Raw genomic sequence first — 21,043 nt, 5'->3', positions numbered from 1 at the left:
ATAGGTAGATTATGAAGTACTCACTTGGGCCAATCTTATACTATTGGCCAAACCAAAAAATTGAAGAGTTTTATCACTTAGCCAAAGCAAGCAGTGCCGACATTGTCTATCTAGGTGAAACGGTATGCAGCAAGCGCAGAAACATGAAAGCGCAAGACTGGATAGACATGGCCAAACAGCTTTCTCAAGCTGGCAAGCAAGTTGTTATTTCTACTATAGCTCTGCTAGAGGCACCGTCAGAGATCCGTAACTTAAAGAAACTCATCGACAATGGTGATTTTTGTATAGAAGCCAACGATTTTGGTGCAGTGGAAGAAGCCCATAAAGCTAAGCTACCTTTTGTATGTGGCCCAGCTATTAACATCTATAACGCTTATGCCCTCAAGGTACTATTGGACCAGGGCATGCAGCGCTGGGTAATGCCCGTAGAGCTGTCTCGTGATTGGTTGCAAAAGCTGAGTAACGAATGCACAGAAATGGGCATAAGAGAGCGCTTTGAAATAGAAGTATTTGCTTATGGCCATCTACCACTAGCCTACTCTGCTCGCTGTTTTACCGCACAGTCTGAAGGTAAGAGTAAGGACAACTGTGAAACCTGCTGTATTAACTACCCAACAGGCCGCGTAGTTAATAGCCAAGAAGGCCAACCACTGTTTGTACTAAACGGTATTCAAACGCTTTCTGGTGAGTGCTACGACTTAATAAACGATCAACAAAGCATGAAAGGGCTGGTAGATATTGTAAGGATTAGTCCGCTAGGCGAGGAAAGTATTGAACACTTAGAGGCATTTCGCTTAAGAAGTAACACTGGCGAGCATTTTCCAACGCCCGACAGTGTTAACGGGTATTGGCATCAAATTGCTGGCATTCGCCAGCAAGATTAATACGCGAAGCGAGAGCCAGTTAAATTTGGCTCTCGTAACGATTTAGTTCAAACAAGGCTAAGCGATGTTCAACAAAGTCGTATACGTTGTTAGCCAAAGAAAGCTTAAAGTAACTGCTGGCCAATTGTGGGTCTCCAGCACGTTGCGCTAATTTCGCCATATAGAAATAAGCTTCACATAATCGCTCGGCCAAAGCGCGATTGTCACCTTGCACATCCATAGTGGTACCTAGGAAGGTTTGCTGATCAATCTCACCCGCGTATAAACGCACGATTTGCCAACCCCAATCTTCATTGCGGTAGTCTTTCAAGGCTTCAACCAACTCATTCTGAGCTTCAGGCTCGCCCGCTTCTAGCTGAATAAGGTAGCGCCACAATACTCGGTAAGGATCGTTAGGTGCTTGGTCTGCATAGTGCTCAACATCGGCAACCGCAAGCTGTGGCTTATTGGCGTAATTAAGCGCTATACCACGGTAGAAGTAAGCAAAGCTGTAATCGGGGGCAAGTTCAACCGCTGAATCAAAAGCTTCAAAAGCGCTATCGAACTCTTCGGCTAAGGTGAAATACACGCCTAAGAAGTTGTAGGCTTCAACAAAGTCAGGCTTTAACTGAATAGCACGATTAAAGTCAAAACGGGCCAAAGCACGCAAGCCAACTCTATCAAACACAATGCCGCGTTCGTAATACAGTTGTGCCATTTGCTCTTGGTTATACTCACCCGAGTTAAGCATTTGCCCAAGACGCGCTAATGCAACTTCCGATTGATAATTAACTTGCAGAGGTTTAGCCAACACCACTGTTTGCGGTGCTTGACTTGAAGTGCTAGCACAAGCGCTAAGGTAACCAAACGTTACTAACATGCACCCTGTGCGCAAGGCTTTTATTAACATATCACTTCCATTTTTCATCTAGCTAGGGCTGAAGTTAACGATAACTGCGACCCATTGTTGTTATTTACCCTAACAAGAGTGCAAGCTTAGGGAAACCTAAACTTGGCATTATCGATAAATTTCTTATTTTGATTGGGTATCTAGTTCAGCAAAGGACTTAACCAAATCATCCAACGCTTTTACCTGAGTTAAAAATGGTTCTAACTTAGATAATGGCAAAGCGCTTGGGCCATCACACTGAGCGTTGTCTGGATCTGGGTGGGCTTCTAAAAACAAGCCCGCAAGGCCGGTTGCCATACCTGCTTTTGCTAACTCGCCAACTTGTTCGCGGCGACCACCAGAAGCAGCGCCTAGTGGATCTCGACACTGCAGAGCATGGGTTACATCAAAAATAACCGGCGAACCCTTGCTGACTTTTTTCATGGTGCCAAAACCTAGGGTATCTACCACTAAGTTGTCGTAACCAAAATTGCTGCCGCGTTCACATAGGATGATTTTCTCGTTGCCGCACTCGGCAAACTTATCAACGATGTTGCCCATTTGAGAAGGACTCAAAAACTGAGGTTTTTTAACGTTAATTACCGCGCCCGTTTTAGCCATGGCTTCCACTAAATCGGTTTGGCGCGCCAAAAATGCCGGTAGCTGAATAACGTCAGCCACTTCAGCTACAGGCGCAGCTTGAGCTACTTCGTGAACATCGGTAATCACTGGAATAGAAAACTGCTGCTTTATTTCTTCTAACAAACGCAGGCCTTGCTCCATGCCAGGACCGCGATAAGAGTGAATAGAAGAGCGGTTAGCTTTATCAAAAGACGCTTTAAATACGTAGGGAATGCCTAGCTTGTTGGTCACTTCTACAAAGTGCTCGGCAATGCGCATTGCCAAGTCTCGAGATTCCAAAACATTCATACCAGCGAACAAGGTAAATGGCGCATCGTTAGCCACTTTAATATTCCCGATATTAACGATTTTTTGCTGCATGCTATTCCTCTTAATGCAAAATTGCTGGTTGCGAGTCCATCGAGTGGATCTGCACCTTTAGTATCTTCGATAAGGGGTCATCGGGACACTGTTCTATAAAATACTCAAAGTCATTGATTGCTACATTATTGCAATCTAACTGTTGATAAATAAAGCCACGGTCGCGCATTTCATGCGGGTCTCCTGGCTTTAAGCGTAGTAATACTTGAGAAACCCGCAACGCGATTTCAAAATCATCTTCGCGTAAGCACGCGCTCTTAAGCTCAGACAACCAACGTTCGGTCATTTGGGCTGAAGAAATCGGCTCTAAGTCATCTTGAGATAAACGGGCTAAGTTACCTTTGTGTCCGCGATGGATTACTTCTAATTGAGCTAAGCTGCGCTCTTCCCCATTGAAGGCATCAAAATAAACAAATCGCTGCGACATTTTAAACGCGAGTATGGTTTGTGCGGGGAATTCGACGGCGTGGCATTCAATATCTAGCTTGCGCGCAAAGTAATGCAACAACATCGCTAAACTGATTGCATTGCCACAACGTCGGCTCAACGAATCACCAATCAATAAGTTTTTACTGTGATAGTAAGCTTGCCAATCACTGCTAAAGCCAAGGTCTGTGTAGAACAGTTTTTTAAGCTGTTCGAAACGTAGCTCAACCTTCTCTTCTAGAGGGTTAAGTTTGAGCCAATCTAGCCATAGTCGATGCAGGGTTTTACGCACCAACACCATCGACTGCCCAGAGATTTCTTCTTCAATACCTAAAATTCGAAAAATCACTCAAGCTTTATCCTTTACAATCTTGTACTAACAATACACCCACGTGCATTGATTTATTCTTTTATACGACCGCCTGTTACCCGGTCCATACCGCCATAATCTAGCTCGGTAAATACCTCTGCAAAACCATTGGCAATCAGTAGCCCTTGAACGGCTTCTCTTTGGTCAAAGCCGTGCTCTAACAATAACCAGCCACCGGCTTTTAAATAGCTTGGCGCACAACTCACAATATGTTCGATATCGGCTAAGCCCTGTTGCTCAGCAGTTAATGCTGAGCTGGGTTCAAAACGCACATCGCCTTGTGACAAGTGCGGATCTTCTGGGTCAATATAGGGTGGATTACTTACCACCAAATCAAACTGTTGCTCTGCAAATGGTTCGAACCAAGACCCTTGCTTAACCTGTACCTGAGACAAGTTGAGATTATGCGCATTCTGTTGAGCCAAATTAACAGCGTCTTCACGTAAATCACTGGCAAACACTTTTGCCTTGGGCAGCTCACTTGCCAAGGCCAGCGCAATAGCGCCGGTGCCAGTTCCTAGGTCAACTATATGGGTATCGGCCTGGTTAAGCACTTTCTTTAGTGCTTGCTCAACTAAAACTTCAGTATCTGGGCGCGGGATCAAAGTTGCTGGTGATACTTTTAGAGATAAGGACCAAAACTCGCGCTCGCCGACAATATAAGCCACCGGCTCACCCGCTACGCGTTTAGCGATAAGCTCTTGATAACGTGACCATTGCTCGTCGCTTAAGGTCTTTTCAGGCCAAGTAAGCAAATACGTTTGGTTGCATTGCAATAGATGTTGCAAAATCACCTTGGCATCAACCTTTGGTGATTCGCCTCCTGCAAGTTGCTGCTTGGCCCAGTTTTGAGCCTCAACAATTGACGGCAACTTAGCCTTCACCTTCAGCTAACGCAGCTAATTGGTCGGCTTGGAACTCTTGTAAGATTGGGTCAAGCAAGGCTAATAATTCGCCCTCAAGTATCTCGTTCAAACGATACAACGTTAGGTTGATACGATGGTCGCTCACTCGCCCTTGTGGGTAGTTGTAGGTACGAATACGCTCACTACGGTCACCACTGGCTACTAGTTCACGGCGCATACCGGTTTCTTCGGCGCGGCGTTTCTCATCTTCTGCTGCTTGTAAACGAGATGACAATACCGACATCGCTTTAGCACGGTTTTTATGCTGAGAACGCTCTTCCTGACATTCCACCACCACACCACTTGGAATGTGAGTAATACGAATCGCTGAATCGGTTTTGTTTACGTGCTGACCACCGGCACCAGAGGCGCGGAAAGTATCAACTCGTAAATCACCTGGGTTAATTTCAATTTGCTCAGCTTCTGGAATTTCCGGCATGATAACCACGGTACAAGCCGAGGTATGAATGCGCCCTTGCGACTCAGTTTCTGGTACACGCTGCACGCGGTGACCACCTGACTCAAACTTCATCAAACGGTATACATCTTCGCCATCAATTTTGGCAATCAGCTCTTTGTAACCGCCTTGCTCACTCTCGTTGCACGACATAATGGTCATGCGCCAGCCTTGGCTTTCTGAGAACTTGCTATACATTCTAAATAGGTTACCAGCAAAAATAGCGGCTTCGTCACCACCTGCACCCGCGCGAATTTCTAAAAATACACTGCGTGAATCATTCGGGTCACGAGGTAATAACAGCAACTGTAATTCTTCTGAGAGCGTTTCGATGCTTTGCTTGGCTTCATCAATTTCCATCTCAGCCATTTCGCGCATTTCAGGATCGTCGTCTTGCAGCATTTCTTTTGCTGAGTCGATGTTCTCTTGCGCCTGTTGGTAGGCTGTAAAACAGTTAACCACTTCCTCTAGCTGAGAGTATTCCTTAGTTAATCCGCGAAACTTGTCTTGGTCAGAAATAATATCTGGCTCACCAAGCAATACTTGAACTTCTTGATAACGCTCTTGCAAGGTTTCAAGTTTGGATAAAATTGACGCTTTCATGCTTTCTCTCTTTAAACACAATACTTCGTTGGCTATTGCTAGCAACGAAGCATCGACCTCAATCGGGTTATTTTCTTAGGCCAATGGCCTCTCGTATTACTGCAAGCTCTTCAAGGCGGCCATCGCGGCCTGCTTTATTGATGGCTTCAGTAGGAGCGTGAATAAGTTTGTTGGTTAACTGAAACGCGGTTTCACGGATCACCGTGGCGGGATCTTTGCCATTTGCCAAAGACTCAAGCGCCTTCTCTACCGCGGCATCACGAACACGTTCGCTATGGCTACGATAATCTCGAATGGTGGTAACCGACTCTAACGAGCGCAACCAGCCCATAAAGTCTTCACTTTGCGTTTCTACAATAAACTCAGCTTGTTCGGCTGCTTCACGGCGAGATGCAATATTCTGCTCAACAATGCCTTGCAAATCATCCACCGTGTAAAGGTAAGCATCGCGCAGCTCACCTACTTGTTCTTCAATATCTCTTGGTACCGCTATATCCACCAAAAACATTGGTTGAAAGCGGCGTTTTTTTAATGCTGTTTCTACCATACCTTTACCGATAATAGGCAAAGGGCTAGCGGTAGAGCTAATCACAATGTCTGATTCAGCTAAGTGATTAGGTATTTCGTTAAGTGTTATTACCTCGGCGCCAAAACGGTCGGCCAAGGTTTTAGCCCGCGACACCGTGCGGTTAGCCACCATAAGCTTACTAACGCCTTGGTCAACCAAATGTTTGGCAACCAGCTCAATAGTTTCACCAGCACCCACTAACAAAACCTTAGATTGGCCTAAGTCATCAAAAATTTGCTTGGCTAAACTCACCGCGGCAAAAGCCACCGACACCGCATTTACCCCAATGTCAGTGTCGGTGCGCACTTGTTTCGCTACCGAAAAAGCACGCTGAAAGAAACGTTCGAGCACACTGCCCACAGAGCCAGCTTCTTTCGATTCGGTATAAGCCTGTTTAATTTGGCCTAGTATTTGTGGTTCACCCAATATCAGTGAATCTAAACCACTGGCCACCCGCATTAGGTGAGCCACCGCTTGAACTTGCTGATACTGGTAAAGGCAAGGCAATACTTCTTGCTGATTTAAGCCTTTATAGTTAATTAACCACTGCACTACTTCTTCACAACTTACATCACCTAAGTTGCAATAAAGCTCGGTTCGATTACAGGTAGATACGATCACCATCTCCACACCAAGCTGAGTACTAGCATGGCTTAAAGCTTGGTTAACCTGTTCTGGACTAAACGCGACTTTTTCACGCAGGCCAACGGGAGCCGATTTGTGATTGATTCCTAAGACTTGCAGAGTCATCGTAGTGGGGCTTTGTGGCGCCTTTTCCTAATGGGGTAAAAAAGCAAATTGTACGGGAATATAGGGCCAAATAAAAGAAACTAAGACCTTAAGCCACGCCTGATTAGCTAAAATTGATCGCTTTAAGCAACACATCTTTGCTTTTAAGCAATTTACAGCCGCTACCTTGAACTTTTATACTGCAAAAAAACAATCGGAATTGCTGTGCGCCATCTAGCTGCTCTATTCATTTTTGTACTTAGCCTTAGTGCCTGTACTTCACCGCCTCCCATTACTACCCAAAACAGTGAGTGGGGCCAGCATTTAAACCAACTTCAGCAATTAAATAACTGGCAACTGAGTGGCAAAATTGCCTTTATTAGTGATCAGCAACGACAAGCTGCCAACCTATTTTGGCAGCAAAATAATGATAAAAGCATCCTACGTATTAATGGGCCGTTAGGAATGCAAGGCATAGAATTGCACTACCAACCTGGCAAAGTCTGGGTAAAAACTAAGGATGAAGAATACCAAGGCAGTGACGCACAGTTGTTGGTATACCGTTTAACGGGATGGCAAGTCCCCGTTGAGCAATTGCCGGCTTGGCTGCTGGGCATGCCCACTCAAAATGACTACCAGTTAAATGCCCAAAACCGCTTAGCGAGCTTTACCACCGCAGAGCAATGGCAGATTGATTACTTAAACTATGGGCAATATAACCAACATACCCTGCCCCGCCAGCTAACACTTCGCTCGGCCGATAACCTTCTAAAACTAAATATCCACAAGTGGCAAATTAATGACTAAGCAAACGATTAGCGGCCCTTGGCACTCTCCCGCCAAATTAAACCTGTTTCTTTATATTACTGGCCAACGCGCTAACGGTTACCACGACTTACAAACCTTATTTCAATTTATTGATTGTTGTGACCAGCTTTATTTCACTGTTACCAACGACAACAACATTAGCTTAGATAGCCAATTAGATTTCCCCGCTGAAGACAATTTAATCGTAAAAGCCGCGCGCCTATTGCAGCAGCATTGTGCAATTCAGCAAGGCGCAGCTATTAAGCTGGATAAACACTTACCCATGGGCGGCGGTATTGGCGGGGGCTCATCAAATGCCGCCACTGCATTGCTGGTATTAAATCACCTATGGCAATGCCATTTAAGCGAGCAAGAATTAGCCTCACTGGGTTTGCAACTTGGCGCCGATGTGCCTATTTTTATTCATGGCCATAGCGCGTTTGCCGAGGGCGTGGGTGAGCAAGTTCAAGCGGTAGAAATTGATGAGCCTTGGTATCTGGTTTTACACCCCGAGGTACACGTATCTACCCAAAGTGTATTTGGCCACCCAGAACTGCCAAGAAACACGCCCAAGCGAACCTGGCAGCAACTATTAGTAGAAAATTGGCAAAATGATTGCCAAGAAATTGTGGCTAAAGTTTATCCGGAGGTTGCACAAGCTCTGGGCTGGTTGTTAGAATACGCGCCGTCGAGGATGACAGGAACAGGTTCATGTGTTTTTGCCGCCTTCGATACAGAGCGTGAAGCCTTGTCAGTGCTGAATAAACGCCCTAAAAACATTTCTGGTTTTGTGTGTAAAGCCTGTAACCAATCGCCGCTTCATCGGCAGTTGGCTAACGAAAAAACACTCATAAACACAGCAGGTTTTTAAGAAATTTCATTCTTACAAACTTAAAAAACGTAACGCTCTTTTGACCCGATAAATCTGAGGTTTCCATCGTGCCAGACATGAAACTCTTCGCCGGTAACGCCACGCCCGAACTTGCCCAGCGTATTGCTGACCGCCTCTATACCACCCTTGGTGATATTTCAGTAGGTAGATTCAGTGATGGCGAGATTAGTGTACAAATCAATGAAAACGTTCGTGGTGGAGACATTTTTGTTGTCCAATCCACTTGCGCTCCAACTAACGACAACGTGATGGAGCTAATCGTAATTGTTGATGCTCTACGTCGTGCCTCTGCGGGTCGTATTACTGCAGTAATCCCTTACTTTGGTTACGCTCGTCAAGACCGTCGTCCACGCAGTGCGCGTGTGCCAATTACCGCTAAAGTAGTGGCTGATTTCCTATCGAGTGTAGGTGTTGACCGCGTACTAACTGTTGACCTTCATGCTGAGCAAATTCAAGGCTTCTTCGACGTACCTGTTGATAACGCTTTTGGTAGCCCGGTATTACTACAGGACATGCTAGATAAGAACCTAGAGTCTCCGGTAGTTGTGTCTCCAGACATTGGCGGTGTGGTACGTGCTCGTGCAGTGGCCAAAATGCTCAACGACAGCGACTTAGCGATTATCGACAAACGTCGTCCTCGCGCAAACGTTGCTCAAGTGATGAACATCATTGGTGATGTTGACGGCCGTGATTGCATCATGGTTGATGACATGATTGATACCGGTGGCACTTTGTGTCAAGCCGCTGCAGCGCTTAAAGCGAAAGGCGCTAAGCGCGTATTTGCTTACGCGACTCACCCAGTATTTTCTGGTAATGCTGCAAACAACATTACAGAGTCAGCCTTAGATGAAGTGATTATCACTGACTCTATTCCGCTAACTGAAGAAATGCGTAACGTTGAGAAAGTGCGTCAATTGTCACTTGCGCCAATGCTAGCAGAAGCCATTCGTCGCGTAAGCAACGAAGAATCTATCTCTGCAATGTTCTAAGCAACATTAAGCAAGCAGTTTTCAAAAGCGCGGTAATGTGAATTACCGCGCTTTTTTATTGGCTTTCAAAAACGTCAATGGTAGAATGCCGCGCCTTTTGAATTGAAGTGACCAAGTGTTACTCACTTTTTCGCAAATTCAACGAGGTACTGGTTAGAGTTTGGTCGCGAAACTTTAGCCTCATTTTATTATTTGGAGAAACACAATGTCTAACATTAAACTTGACGCTGAACTGCGTACAGACCTAGGGAAAGGTGCGAGCCGCCGCCTACGTCACGAAGAGAAAGTTCCTGCTATCGTTTACGGTGCTGGTCAACAACCTGTATCAATCACTCTTGAGCAACGTCACGTGATGAAAGCTCAAGAAGCTGAAGCGTTTTACTCAAGCATCATTACTTTAAGTGTTGCTGGTGAAGCAGTAGACGTATTAGTAAAAGACATGCAGCGTCATGCATACAAGCCACGTGTTCAACACATCGATTTCCAACGTGTTGATAATACTAAAGCTATCCACAAAGCAGTTCCACTACACTTCCTAAACGAAGAGTCAGCTGAAGCAGTTAAGAATGGCGGTAAAGTACACCACTTGGCAACTGAGATCGAAGTTAGCTGTCTAGCTAAAGATCTACCTGAGTACATCGAAGTGGACGTAGCTAACCTAGAACTAGGTAGCTCACTACACATTTCTGACATCACTCTACCTGCTAACGTTACTTCTGTTGAATTAGCGAAAGGCGAAAACCACGACCAAGCTGTAGTATCTATTACTACTCCTAAAGCCGTGTCTGAAGAAGCTCCTGAATCTGATTCAGAAGAAGCAGCTACTGAAGAATAGTGATAAACGATATTCGTTTACTCGTGGGCCTGGGTAATCCAGGCCCCGAATATGCTTCAACTCGCCACAATGCTGGCGCATGGTTAGTCACTCAACTAGCCAACAATCATCACGTCCAACTAAAGCCAGATAGCAAACACTTCGGATTAACCGGCCGTATTCAATTGGCTGGGCAAGAACTTCGTTTGTTAATCCCCACAACGTTTATGAATCTTAGCGGCAAGTCAGTAGCTTCATTGGCTAAATTTTATCGCATAGAGCTTGAGCAAATTATGGTTGCTCACGACGAACTTGATCTCCCCCCTGGCGTAGCACGCTTTAAAAAAGGTGGCGGACATGGTGGTCACAACGGCCTGCGCGATATCATCAGTAAATTTGGCAACAGCAAAGATTTTCATCGTTTACGGATAGGTATTGGACATCCCGGTCACAAAGACCGAGTTTCTGGTTTCGTACTAGGTAAAGCACCTAAAAGCGAACAACTACTGATTGATGATGCAATTGATGAAGCGGTACGCAGTACCGATATATTGCTTAAAGATGGTTTAAGCAAAGCAATGAATCGATTACATAGTTATAAAGCGGGCTAAGCCCCTTACACAAATAGGTATTATTATGGGATTTAAATGTGGCATCGTTGGTTTGCCAAACGTAGGCAAGTCGACCCTTTTTAACGCTCTGACTCAAGCCGGCATCGAAGCTGCTAACTTTCCATTTTGTACTATTGAGCCAAACACCGGCGTAGTACCGGTTCCTGATGAGCGCTTAGACGCCCTAGCTGCCATTGTTAATCCGCAACGCATTCTTCCAACCACTATGGAATTTGTGGATATCGCAGGTCTAGTTGCCGGCGCCTCTAAAGGCGAAGGTTTAGGTAACAAGTTCTTGGCTAACATCCGTGAAACCGATGCGATTGGCCATGTGGTTCGCTGTTTCGAAAACGACAACATTGTGCATGTATCAGGCAAGGTTGACCCGGCCGACGACATTGACACTATTAATACCGAGCTGGCTTTATCTGATTTAGATACCTGTGAAAAAGCCCAGATTCGCGTTGCTAAAAAAGCTAAAGGTGGCGACAAAGACGCTAAGTTTGAAGCCGAAATATTAGTTAAAGTTCAAGCTCACCTAGAAGCTGATCTTATGCTGCGTAGCTTAGAGCTAAGCAAAGAAGAAAAAGCAGCGATTGCTTACATGAACTTCTTAACCGCTAAGCCTACCATGTACATTGCAAACGTTAATGACGACGGCTTTGAAAACAATCCTTACTTAGATAAAGTAAAAGAGATTGCCGAAAGCGAAAACGCAGTGGTAGTAGCAGTGTGTGCCGAAATTGAAGGCGAAATTGCCGAGCTAGACTCTGAAGAAAAAGCCGAGTTTATGGAAGAAATGGGCCTAGAAGAGCCTGGTCTAAACCGTGTGATTCGCGCTGGCTACGAGCTACTGGACTTGCAAACCTACTTTACCGCGGGTGTAAAAGAAGTACGCGCCTGGACAGTACCCGTTGGCGCTACTGGCCCACAGGCTGCAGGTAAAATTCATACCGACTTTGAAAAAGGCTATATTCGCGCCGAAGTGGTTGGCTATGATGACTACATCGAACACCAGGGTGAATCTGGTGCTAAGGTTGCAGGTAAATGGCGTCAAGAAGGTAAAACCTACGTAGTAAAAGATGGTGATGTGATTCACTTCTTATTTAACGTATAGGCCAATACCCTGCTCTCAAAAAGCCAACCTCGTGTTGGCTTTTTTGTATTGATTACTTAGCTAAACGACACACCCGATTGTTACTGTATCCACAGCGTAACCATCTTTAACCTCTAATAAGCTAGTTTGCCAATCCCTCTACTGAACGTTCTTCAAGCCAAGTCATTAGGTTTTGCGGCTAGATTTGCAGCAAGCTCACTAAAACCTTCTAAGCCTAAGTGAGCAAGCAATAGTTAATTGCGCACAAAGCAAACAGCAGAAATGAGCAAACTAAGTACATCGCGTACACAAACTGCGCAAACAAACTTTTTTGCGGTTTTTTGGCAAAAAAACGGTTGACGCTGTTGGGTCTCATCAGCATAATACGCCCCGTTCTCAACGCAAAGCGTAGAAAACAAGGCTATGTAGCTCAGCTGGTTAGAGCACAGCACTCATAATGCTGGGGTCGCAGGTTCAAGTCCCGCCATAGCCACCATTATTGTATACTGCTAAAGTTACAATAAGATATTTGCGGAAGTGGCGGAATTGGTAGACGCGCTAGATTTAGGTTCTAGTATCGCAAGGTGTGAGAGTTCAAGTCTCTCCTTCCGCACCATTCTTCTTTTAAGAAGAAACCAATAGTAAGACCCTGTAGGGATATCGCCAAGCGGTAAGGCAGCGGCTTTTGATGCCGCCATTCGTTGGTTCAAATCCAGCTATCCCTGCCACATTCAAAGGCTTGAGTTTTATAACTTGAGTTAAGCAACAAGAACTATGATTCTTAGTTGCAGTCTAAACCTAAGGGTTAAGACAGTCGAAACATCAGCGATGTTTGTTTCGAAAAGTTTCTGCAGGGATATCGCCAAGCGGTAAGGCAGCGGCTTTTGATGCCGCCATTCGTTGGTTCAAATCCAGCTATCCCTGCCACTTTTATTGTGCTCAGGTTTACCTGAGAATGCAGTAACTGAATAGGGCAATGTGCCCAGGTAAGACAGTAAGGTCTATGTTGTTGACTAGAATTTGCTTGCCCTGCCGATAAATTTGTAAATTCACATTGTGAAATTGCAGATGGCTATGTAGCTCAGCTGGTTAGAGCACAGCACTCATAATGCTGGGGTCGCAGGTTCAAGTCCCGCCATAGCCACCATTAGTTTTAGAAGTATTTCGTGCGGAAGTGGCGGAATTGGTAGACGCGCTAGATTTAGGTTCTAGTATCGCAAGGTGTGAGAGTTCAAGTCTCTCCTTCCGCACCATTCTTCTCTAATGAAGAATCCAGTTCAAAGAGTTTTGTAGGGATATCGCCAAGCGGTAAGGCAGCGGCTTTTGATGCCGCCATTCGTTGGTTCAAATCCAGCTATCCCTGCCACCTTAAAAGGCCTGCTTTTTAGCAGGCCTTTTTTCTATCTGTTCATTAAACTTTCCTACAAAAAAACCTGCTTAACGCAGGCTTCTAATTAAGATCTCTTAGATGCTTTGGCTAGTGTAAATCACCTAGCGCATATTTAAGCGCCCAGTCTTTTACTGGGCCTGCTTGTTGTACGCTTTTGATGGCTAGCTTACGAATAGCTTGTAGCGGCGGTAAGCTGTTTGAGAACATTAGATAAAACAAATCCATACCACTTTGCATTAGGTGATTGTCGGGCTTGCGGCGCACCTCAAAGCGACGTAATGCCTTTTCTTTATCGACAATACCATAGCGCTCTATTTGCTCTAATAAGCACCTCACGTCGCGGTAACCAAGGTTTACCCCCTGCCCTGCAAGCGGATTAATGGTATGGGCTGCATCGCCAATCACCACGGCGCTGTGTTTTACGTAGCGGCCAACATGGCGTCGGGTTAAGGGAAAACTAGCAGAATCGAGTATTTCTATCTCGCCAGGTAAACGAGGAAACTCGCCTTCAATACGCTGTTTTAACTGCGCCGTGCTAAGCTGCTTGAGCTCTTGAATAGTGGCTTTAGCGTCATACCAAATTAGCGCCGCATGTTGATTAGCGAGTGGCAATAATGCCCTTGGTCCTGTGGGGTAAAACTGCTGCCAAGTAGCAGTTTGCTGGGGAGCATCTAATTTAACGTTGATGGCAAAACAGTCGTGACGATAATCCCAGGCGCTAATGCCTAAACCTAATTGCTCACGCATTTTAGAGTTAGCGCCATCGGCAACAACCATTAGTCTTGCGCTTACCGAAACATCATCAACCAGCAGTTCTACACCTTGTTGGTTATTGCTAACTAACTGCGACCTTTGAACTATTTTGCGGCTTACTCCGGCCTGCTCATTTGCTTGCCATAAGCCCAATTGAATAATGCGGTTTTCTAACATAAAGCCTAACTCAGGCAAGTTGAGTTGAGCACTATCAAAAATCAGTTTGTCTTGGGGATCTTCCCATACCTGCAACTGCTTGTATGGACAAAGGCGCATTGCACTAATCGCTGGCCAAGCGTCTAACTGCTTAAGCAAGTTTACACTGGCTTGGCTGATGGCACTTACCCGAAGGTCGATAGCTTGGCTTGGCTCAAAGGCTTTTGGCTCAAATGACTCTAACAGTAATACCGATAGCCCTTGCTGGGCAAAACCTTGTGCGCTGGCTGCACCAATCATGCCGCCGCCAACTACCACCACATCAAATTTTTCCATGTTCTTTCAATTTGTTCTCGCTATTTTCTGCAGTGTAACCTGAAGCCCTAAATGGATGCGAATAATGGCGCAAGAAACTGAGCCCCAAAGCGCCTGGAAATATGCGCGAACACTTTTTAGCCTTTTTTCTAACAAACACTGTGATTGTTACTAGTCAGGCTAGCTTTAAACCAGTAAAATACGCGTCCTTTTTTAACGATGTAATAATGAGTAAAACGATGGGAAATAAGCTGCATATCAAAACTTGGGGCTGCCAAATGAACGAGTACGATTCCTCGAAAATGGCCGACCTACTCGATGCGACCCATGGTTTTCAGCTTACTGAAGAAGCTGACGATGCCGACGTACTGCTACTTAATACCTGTTCAATTCGCGAAAAAGCGCAAGAGAAGGTATTCCACCAGTTAGGTCGCTGGAAAACACTCAAAAACAAAAAGCCCAACTTAGTGATTGGTGTTGGCGGCTGTGTTGCTTCACAAGAAGGTAAAGCGATTCGCGAACGCGCGCCTTACGTAGATATTGTATTTGGTCCGCAAACTCTGCACCGCTTGCCAGAAATGATTAAGCAGGTGAAAGGCGGCGAGAAATCGGTAGTAGACGTAAGCTTTCCAGAAATCGAAAAGTTCGACCGCTTGCCAGAACCACGTGCCGAAGGTGCTACTGCTTTTGTTTCTATCATGGAAGGCTGTAGTAAATACTGTACCTTCTGCGTTGTGCCTTATACCCGTGGTGAAGAAGTTAGCCGTCCATTAGACGACGTGCTCTACGAAATTGCCTCACTGGCCGACCAAGGCGTACGTGAAGTAAACCTACTTGGGCAAAACGTAAACGCCTACCGTGGCTTAACTCACGACGACAACATTTGTACGTTTGCCGAGCTTCTACGTTACGTTGCTAGCATTAACGGTATCGACCGGATTCGCTTCACTACTAGCCACCCTATCGAATTTACCGACGACATCGTTGATGTGTACGCCGATACCCCAGAGCTAGTGAGCTTCTTGCACCTGCCAGTACAAAGTGGTGCCGACCGCATTCTAAACTTAATGAAGCGCGGCCACACTGCTATCGAATACAAATCTATTATTCGTAAACTACGTAAAGCGCGCCCAGACATCGAAATCAGCTCTGACTTTATTGTTGGCTACCCCGGTGAAACTCAAGACGACTTCGCCGATACTATGAAGCTTATTGAACAAGTTAACTTTGATATGAGCTTTAGCTTTGTTTATAGCGCTCGCCCAGGCACTCCAGCAGCAGACTTGCCAGACGATGTAAGCGAAGAAGAGAAGAAACAACGCTTATACATACTGCAAGAGCGAATCAACCAGCAAGCGATGCAAGTAAGCCGTCGCATGCTAGATACCGAGCAGCGTATTTTGGTTGAAGGCCCATCTAAGAAAAACCCAATGGAACTGCGTGGCCGTACCGAAAATAACCGCGTTGTGAACTTTGAAGGCAGCCATGACGTAATAGGTCAATTCGTTGATGTGAAAATTGTTGATGTGTTCGCCCACTCGCTACGTGGTGAGTTGCTCAGAACCGAACAACAAATGGAGTTGCGTAATGACGTCGCCCCTGCCACTATTATCGACAAAACCGATGGGCAAGCTGACCACCTAGGTGTGGCGAGCTTTACGCCTTAGTCGCCGAGATAGCCTTTAAGGAGTTGAGGCTGGCTTCTTTAGCCAGCCCGAAAACAATTTGAGTAATAAAATCAATTCTATTGAAATTCATTTAGAGCCAGCCTCTAGCCCTCGCCTTGCCCAACTTTGTGGCCCACTTGATGATAACTTAAAGCAACTTGAACGCCGTTTAGGTGTAGAAATTAGCTATCGCAGCAACAACTTTCAAATCACTGGCCGTCATGGCATGTGTTTAATTGCCGGCAGTATTTTACGCTCGCTGTATGTTGAAACCGCCCCGCTTAAAGGTGGCGACATTCCAGAGCTAAGCCCAGAAAAAGTGCATTTAGCAATTCAAGAAAGCCACGCTTTAGAGCAAGACGAAGAAAATGCTCAGCACTACGGCAAAGAGCTAAACATAAAAACCAAACGCGGCGTAATTAAGCCACGTACGCCTAACCAAGCCAACTACATAGGCAACATGCTTGGTCACGACGTAACCTTTGGTATTGGCCCTGCAGGTACGGGTAAAACCTACCTAGCAGTAGCTTGTGCCGTAGACGCCTTAGAGCGCCAGGAAGTTCGCCGTATTTTGCTCACTCGCCCAGCGGTAGAAGCAGGCGAAAAGCTAGGCTTTTTGCCCGGCGACTTAAGCCAAAAGGTAGACCCATACCTACGCCCTCTTTACGACGCCTTGTTTGAGATGCTCGGTTTTGAAAAAGTGGAACGTTTGATTGAGCGCAACGTAATTGAAGTTGCCCCTCTAGCTTATATGCGTGGACGTACCTTAAACGATGCTTACATCATCTTGGATGAAAGCCAAAACACCACGGTTGAGCAAATGAAAATGTTCTTAACCCGCATTGGCTTTAACTCGCGCGCCGTTATCACCGGTGACATTACCCAAGTAGACTTACCGCGCCATCAAAAATCAGGTTTACGTCATGCCATCGAAGTATTGGGTGAAGTGCCAGCGCTAAGCTTTAACTTCTTCCAAGCGGCCGATGTTGTGCGCCACCCGATTGTGGCCGCCATTGTAGAAGCCTACGAAGAGCAAGATGAACGTGAGCGCATTGCTGAAGAAAAGCAAAAGCAACGCCGAGAAGCTGCGCAAAAACTTAGCCAAAATGGCGGAGAATAAGCATGGCGGTTGTTGATTTACAAATTGCCACTGGCGACCAAGAAAACTTGCCCAGCATCACCGCATTTGAGTCTTGGTTGCATGCCACTTTAGTAGAACAAGATCATGATAGCGAAATTACCGTTCGCATTGTTGACGAAGCCGAGAGCCAAGCGTTAAATTCGCAGTATCGTAATAAAGATAAACCAACCAACGTGTTATCTTTCCCGTTTGAAGCGCCTCCAGGGGTTTCTTTACCACTATTAGGCGACTTAGTAATCTGTCGCCAAGTGGTGGAAAAAGAAGCTGAAGAGCAAGGAAAAGCGGTGTTTGACCATTGGGCTCACATGGTTGTACATGGAAGCCTTCATCTGCTAGGTTATGATCATATTGAGGATCAAGAAGCAGAAGAAATGGAAGCACTAGAAATTGCAGTGCTTACCAAATTGGGCATTAGTAACCCTTACTAATGCCAGTTAAATAACTAACTAGGTAAACAAGAAAATATATGAGCGACGACAACCCTCACTCTAGCAACGGCTCTGCTAAAAAAGGCTGGATAGATAAGATAGTTCAGCTGGTACAAGGAGAGCCGAAAAGCAAAGAGGAATTGGTAGAAGTAATTCAAGATGCCAATCAACGAGAACTGATCGACCAAAACACCCGAGAAATGATTGAAGGTGTACTTGATGTATCAAGCCAACGTGTTAGAGACATCATGATCCCACGCTCGCAAATGGTGACTTTAGACGTAAGCCACACCATTGCAGAAATCTTGCCTACCCTTACCAAAGCTCGCCACTCACGTTTTCCGGTGATTAATGAAGACAAAGACCACATCGAGGGCGTGCTTCTCGCTAAAGATTTGCTCAAATTTGCCTTCACTGAAGAAGCATCAACTACCCCGCTTAGCGAAGTAATCCGCCCAGCAGTGGTAGTGCCAGAGAGTAAACGCATCGACAAACTTCTTAAAGAGTTTCGTAGTGAGCGTTACCACATGGCCATTGTAGTGGATGAATTTGGCGGCGTTTCTGGTCTGGTGACCATTGAAGACATACTAGAAATTATTGTTGGTGATATCGAAGATGAATTTGCCAACGAAGAAGCCTTACAAGACGATATTCGCCGCATTAATGATAAAACCTTTGCGGTTAATGCATTAACCGACATCGAAGATTTCAACCAATACTTTGGCTGCGATTTTAGTGACGACGAAGTTGATACCATTGGCGGTATGGTTACCCATGCCTTTGGCCACCTGCCTGGCCGAGGGGAGTCGATTGACATTGAAGGTTATAGATTCAAGGTTAGAACCGCTGACCGCCGCCGCTTAGTGCAACTGCAAGTCAGCATACCTGAAGACAAAGCCTTACAGTTAAGCATTCAAGAATAAATGAAGCTAAATTTAACTCCGCGGCTACGTTTGTTAGCCGCTTTTGTTTGTGGCCTAGTTGCCCCTTTCGCCTTTGCTCCCTATGGCCTCTGGCCGCTAATGCCTCTTTCAATATTGGGCTTACTACTATTATTAAAGCCCGAGCAATCGGGCTTTAAACTGGGTTTTTGTTATGGCTTAGGTTGGTTTGGTTATGGCATTCACTGGGTACATGTAAGCATGGCCGAGTTTGGCGGCATGCCATTAGTGGTTAGCCTAGCGCTAATGGCGCTGCTGGTTGCTTACCTGTCACTTTATCCCGCGTTTTCTTGTTGGCTAGCCAATAAATGGCAGGGCCGACGCGGCGCACTGTATTTTCTAATGTGGTTTCCCAGTTGTTGGCTATTAGGTGAATGGCTCCGTAGTTGGGTATTAACTGGATTTCCTTGGTTGCAGCCGGGTTACAGCCAAATAGACTCGCCGCTAGCTGCTATTGCACCAGTATTTGGCCTCTATGGTGTTACTTGGCTAGTACTGCTATTAGCCGCAGCCGGAGCACTTATAGTGCGCCAAAGCGGCAAAGCGCGCTGGCTTGCCTGCGCAATCATTGCCTTACCGCTAATTGTTGGCGGCATTTTTACTGGCACCAGCTGGACTGACGCACAGCCCTCATTAAAAGTAGCGCTGGTACAAGGCAATGTTCCTCTAGACATTAAGTGGTTGCCTCAGCATCGTGCTGCAAGCTTGGTGATGTATCAACAAGAAACCGCCGCAATTGAAGATGCCGATGTGATAGTTTGGCCAGAGTCAGCCATTGCAGCCTTAGAATATGAAGTTATCGACTTTTTACATGACTTAGATGGACAACTACTGAACAAGCAACAGGCTTTAATCACCGGGGTAATTGCCCACGATTTACAAAGCAATGCTTATTACAATGCCTTAGTAACACTGGGACAGCAAGGTGAACAAGCAGGCGCAAGTTCAGAGTACTACTACGAAAGCCCTAATCGCTATTACAAAAACCACCTATTACCAATTGGTGAATTTGTACCTTTTGAGCAGTTATTGCGCCCCTTAGCGCCTTTCTTTAACCTGCCAATGTCTTCGTTTAACCGCGGCGACACTATGCAGCAAAATTTACAAGTTAAAGGCCACCATTGGCTGGCAGCCATTTGTTATGAAATTGCCTTTGGTGAATTGCTCCGACCTCAATTTACCCCAGAGACCGACGCTATTATTACCGTAAGTAATGACGCTTGGTTTGGCACTTCTATTGGCCCCCAACAGCATTTAGAAATAGCGCAAATGCGCGCCTTAGAATTTGGCCGTCCGGTGCTGCGCTCAACCAATACTGGAGTTACCGCAATCATTGACCGCTTTGGTAATATTCAGCAACGAGCACCAGAGTATCAACAGCTCACCCTAAACGGAGAGGTAATCCCAGCAACGGGGGTAACGCCTTATCAGCGCTTTGGCTTATGGCCAATGGCTTTAGTGGTATTGCTTGGATTGAGCAGTAGTTTAGTAACGCGCTTACGCCAACGTTTACTCAAGCCAGCAACCGACAATTAAGCGAAGTTAAATCCGCTTCGCTGGTTAACGCCGAAATAACACTTAGGCTTGCTGTTCACTAATGGAATGTCGATAAAACCGCTTACCTTGGCAGTGCTCACAGCTAGTAATAATGGTTGGGTGCCACAAGGCGGTTTTATCACCACACTCGGTGCATTCAATCACCCCTAAACCAATTAACTCACCGCTTTGGTATACCCCTTGGTGTTGCAAGTCACCAATTAGCTCATGCCATTCCACTTGGCTTTGGTCACTCAATTTAGCTAGCCAATACCAAATGCTCTCTTTGAGCAAGGCCATTCCGGGGCTTTCGTCATAAGCACGCTGGTAATCGCTGCGCCAATCACTTAAATCACGACGTACATAATTGGCAATTAGTTGCCATTCATCTTGGCTTAAGTCGCTAGCGGCTTGTAAATACTCTTGAGTGGTATCAATAAGCTTAGACAGCTCTTCTTGACCCACTTCTCCACTTTCTTGAATACGCTTTTCAAGATCTTCCACAAAGGCTTGATAGGCTTTTACTCGCTTTGGCATAACTCACCCACAGTCTAAAGTGCATTTACATTATTAAGCATAGACCTTTTGTTTCACTGCAAATGTGCGCTAGCTATTGTTGTCGGCAGGCGGACTCGGTATCCTATGCGGATCGAGTATGGTAGCAATGAGCTGCCTAATCCAAATTTGGTTCATTC

20 protein-coding genes and 7 tRNA genes are annotated in these 21,043 nt (G+C 45.7%); 19 read left to right on the top strand and 8 right to left on the bottom strand.

Going from position 1 to position 21,043, the window contains the following annotated elements; genetic code table 11:
- Positions 1 to 11 precede the first annotated feature (11 nt).
- A complete protein-coding gene (locus tag G6R11_RS03100) occupies positions 12 to 884 on the top strand; it encodes a U32 family peptidase (protein WP_163131360.1) in 873 nt (290 codons plus the stop codon).
- 19 nt (positions 885 to 903) lie between these two features.
- Here G6R11_RS03100 and nlpI read toward each other — a convergent pair whose 3' ends face one another.
- The 6 genes from nlpI to hemA all read right to left on the bottom strand — a co-directional run bounded on the left by nlpI (position 904) and on the right by hemA (position 6,833).
- On the bottom strand, positions 904 to 1,773 hold the full coding sequence (gene nlpI, locus G6R11_RS03095; protein WP_163131358.1) for a lipoprotein NlpI: 870 nt from the start codon (positions 1,771 to 1,773) through the stop codon (positions 904 to 906).
- A 123-nt stretch (positions 1,774 to 1,896) separates the two neighbouring features.
- A complete protein-coding gene (kdsA, locus tag G6R11_RS03090; RefSeq protein WP_163131356.1) occupies positions 1,897 to 2,754 on the bottom strand; it encodes a 3-deoxy-8-phosphooctulonate synthase in 858 nt (285 codons plus the stop codon).
- A gap of 10 nt (positions 2,755 to 2,764) precedes the next feature.
- Positions 2,765 to 3,529: a SirB1 family protein gene (locus tag G6R11_RS03085; protein ID WP_163131354.1), complete on the bottom strand. Its 765-nt coding sequence runs from the start codon at positions 3,527 to 3,529 to the stop codon at positions 2,765 to 2,767.
- A gap of 53 nt (positions 3,530 to 3,582) precedes the next feature.
- Entirely contained in the window at positions 3,583 to 4,422 is an 840-nt protein-coding gene (gene prmC, locus G6R11_RS03080; protein ID WP_163131352.1) for a peptide chain release factor N(5)-glutamine methyltransferase, read from the bottom strand.
- Position 4,423: 1 nt separating this feature from the next.
- Positions 4,424 to 5,515, bottom strand: a complete 1,092-nt coding sequence (prfA, locus tag G6R11_RS03075) for a peptide chain release factor 1 (protein ID WP_163131350.1) — start codon at positions 5,513 to 5,515, stop codon at positions 4,424 to 4,426.
- Between the two features lie 67 nt (positions 5,516 to 5,582).
- The gene (gene hemA / locus G6R11_RS03070) at positions 5,583 to 6,833 is read right to left on the bottom strand and encodes a glutamyl-tRNA reductase (protein WP_163131348.1); all 1,251 of its coding nucleotides are present in this window, start codon (positions 6,831 to 6,833) and stop codon (positions 5,583 to 5,585) included.
- A gap of 204 nt (positions 6,834 to 7,037) precedes the next feature.
- On the opposite strand from hemA, the gene lolB reads away from it, so the two are divergent.
- From lolB to G6R11_RS03005, 13 genes are all read left to right on the top strand, one after another.
- Complete coding sequence (gene lolB / locus G6R11_RS03065) at positions 7,038 to 7,619, top strand: lipoprotein insertase outer membrane protein LolB (RefSeq protein ID WP_163131346.1); 582 nt, start codon at positions 7,038 to 7,040, stop codon at positions 7,617 to 7,619.
- Entirely contained in the window at positions 7,612 to 8,490 is an 879-nt protein-coding gene (gene ispE, locus G6R11_RS03060) for a 4-(cytidine 5'-diphospho)-2-C-methyl-D-erythritol kinase (protein WP_163131345.1), read from the top strand. The genes lolB and ispE overlap by 8 nt, the downstream gene beginning before the upstream one ends.
- 68 nt (positions 8,491 to 8,558) lie before the next feature.
- Positions 8,559 to 9,500 (top strand): ribose-phosphate pyrophosphokinase, encoded by a 942-nt coding sequence (locus G6R11_RS03055; protein WP_016402182.1) that lies wholly within the window; start codon positions 8,559 to 8,561, stop codon positions 9,498 to 9,500.
- Positions 9,501 to 9,705: 205 nt separating this feature from the next.
- Positions 9,706 to 10,335, top strand: coding sequence for a 50S ribosomal protein L25/general stress protein Ctc (locus tag G6R11_RS03050; protein WP_163131343.1), 630 nt, complete (start codon positions 9,706 to 9,708; stop codon positions 10,333 to 10,335).
- Positions 10,335 to 10,925, top strand: a complete 591-nt coding sequence (gene pth / locus G6R11_RS03045) for an aminoacyl-tRNA hydrolase (RefSeq protein WP_163131341.1) — start codon at positions 10,335 to 10,337, stop codon at positions 10,923 to 10,925. The genes G6R11_RS03050 and pth overlap by 1 nt, the downstream gene beginning before the upstream one ends.
- Positions 10,926 to 10,950: 25 nt before the next feature.
- On the top strand, positions 10,951 to 12,042 hold the full coding sequence (gene ychF / locus G6R11_RS03040; protein WP_163131339.1) for a redox-regulated ATPase YchF: 1,092 nt from the start codon (positions 10,951 to 10,953) through the stop codon (positions 12,040 to 12,042).
- A gap of 398 nt (positions 12,043 to 12,440) precedes the next feature.
- A tRNA-Met gene (locus tag G6R11_RS03035) sits at positions 12,441 to 12,517 on the top strand.
- 35 nt (positions 12,518 to 12,552) lie between these two features.
- Positions 12,553 to 12,637, top strand: a tRNA-Leu gene (locus G6R11_RS03030).
- A 37-nt stretch (positions 12,638 to 12,674) separates the two neighbouring features.
- Positions 12,675 to 12,749 (top strand) — tRNA-Gln (locus G6R11_RS03025).
- 124 nt (positions 12,750 to 12,873) lie between these two features.
- Positions 12,874 to 12,948 (top strand) — tRNA-Gln (locus G6R11_RS03020).
- 143 nt (positions 12,949 to 13,091) lie between these two features.
- A tRNA-Met gene (locus G6R11_RS03015) sits at positions 13,092 to 13,168 on the top strand.
- Positions 13,169 to 13,189: 21 nt separating this feature from the next.
- Positions 13,190 to 13,274: transfer RNA gene (locus G6R11_RS03010), tRNA-Leu, on the top strand.
- A gap of 38 nt (positions 13,275 to 13,312) precedes the next feature.
- Positions 13,313 to 13,387: transfer RNA gene (locus G6R11_RS03005), tRNA-Gln, on the top strand.
- 111 nt (positions 13,388 to 13,498) lie between these two features.
- On the opposite strand, the gene G6R11_RS03000 is transcribed toward G6R11_RS03005, so the two are convergent.
- The gene (locus G6R11_RS03000; protein ID WP_163131337.1) at positions 13,499 to 14,656 is read right to left on the bottom strand and encodes an FAD-dependent monooxygenase; all 1,158 of its coding nucleotides are present in this window, start codon (positions 14,654 to 14,656) and stop codon (positions 13,499 to 13,501) included.
- 218 nt (positions 14,657 to 14,874) lie between these two features.
- On the opposite strand from G6R11_RS03000, the gene miaB reads away from it, so the two are divergent.
- The 5 genes from miaB to lnt are packed head-to-tail and all read left to right on the top strand — an operon-like array spanning position 14,875 to position 20,348.
- On the top strand, positions 14,875 to 16,302 hold the full coding sequence (gene miaB / locus G6R11_RS02995) for a tRNA (N6-isopentenyl adenosine(37)-C2)-methylthiotransferase MiaB (protein WP_163131890.1): 1,428 nt from the start codon (positions 14,875 to 14,877) through the stop codon (positions 16,300 to 16,302).
- A gap of 58 nt (positions 16,303 to 16,360) precedes the next feature.
- A complete protein-coding gene (locus tag G6R11_RS02990; RefSeq protein ID WP_163131335.1) occupies positions 16,361 to 17,422 on the top strand; it encodes a PhoH family protein in 1,062 nt (353 codons plus the stop codon).
- 2 nt (positions 17,423 to 17,424) lie between these two features.
- Entirely contained in the window at positions 17,425 to 17,871 is a 447-nt protein-coding gene (gene ybeY / locus G6R11_RS02985; protein WP_163131333.1) for an rRNA maturation RNase YbeY, read from the top strand.
- A 38-nt stretch (positions 17,872 to 17,909) separates the two neighbouring features.
- The gene (gene corC, locus G6R11_RS02980; RefSeq protein ID WP_163131331.1) at positions 17,910 to 18,794 is read left to right on the top strand and encodes a CNNM family magnesium/cobalt transport protein CorC; all 885 of its coding nucleotides are present in this window, start codon (positions 17,910 to 17,912) and stop codon (positions 18,792 to 18,794) included.
- Positions 18,795 to 20,348 carry an apolipoprotein N-acyltransferase gene (gene lnt, locus G6R11_RS02975; protein ID WP_163131329.1) on the top strand — a complete coding sequence of 518 codons (1,554 nt, stop codon included), beginning with the start codon at positions 18,795 to 18,797 and terminating at the stop codon, positions 20,346 to 20,348.
- 42 nt (positions 20,349 to 20,390) lie between these two features.
- Here lnt and G6R11_RS02970 read toward each other — a convergent pair whose 3' ends face one another.
- The gene (locus G6R11_RS02970) at positions 20,391 to 20,885 is read right to left on the bottom strand and encodes a hypothetical protein (RefSeq protein WP_163131327.1); all 495 of its coding nucleotides are present in this window, start codon (positions 20,883 to 20,885) and stop codon (positions 20,391 to 20,393) included.
- Between the last annotated feature and the right edge of the window lie 158 nt (positions 20,886 to 21,043).

The organism is Agarivorans sp. Alg241-V36 (assembly GCF_900537085.1).
Classification (GTDB): Bacteria; Pseudomonadota; Gammaproteobacteria; order Enterobacterales; family Celerinatantimonadaceae; genus Agarivorans.
The sequence above is the reverse complement of the archived record's forward strand: the minus strand, read 5'-3'. Positions and strand labels throughout refer to the sequence as shown.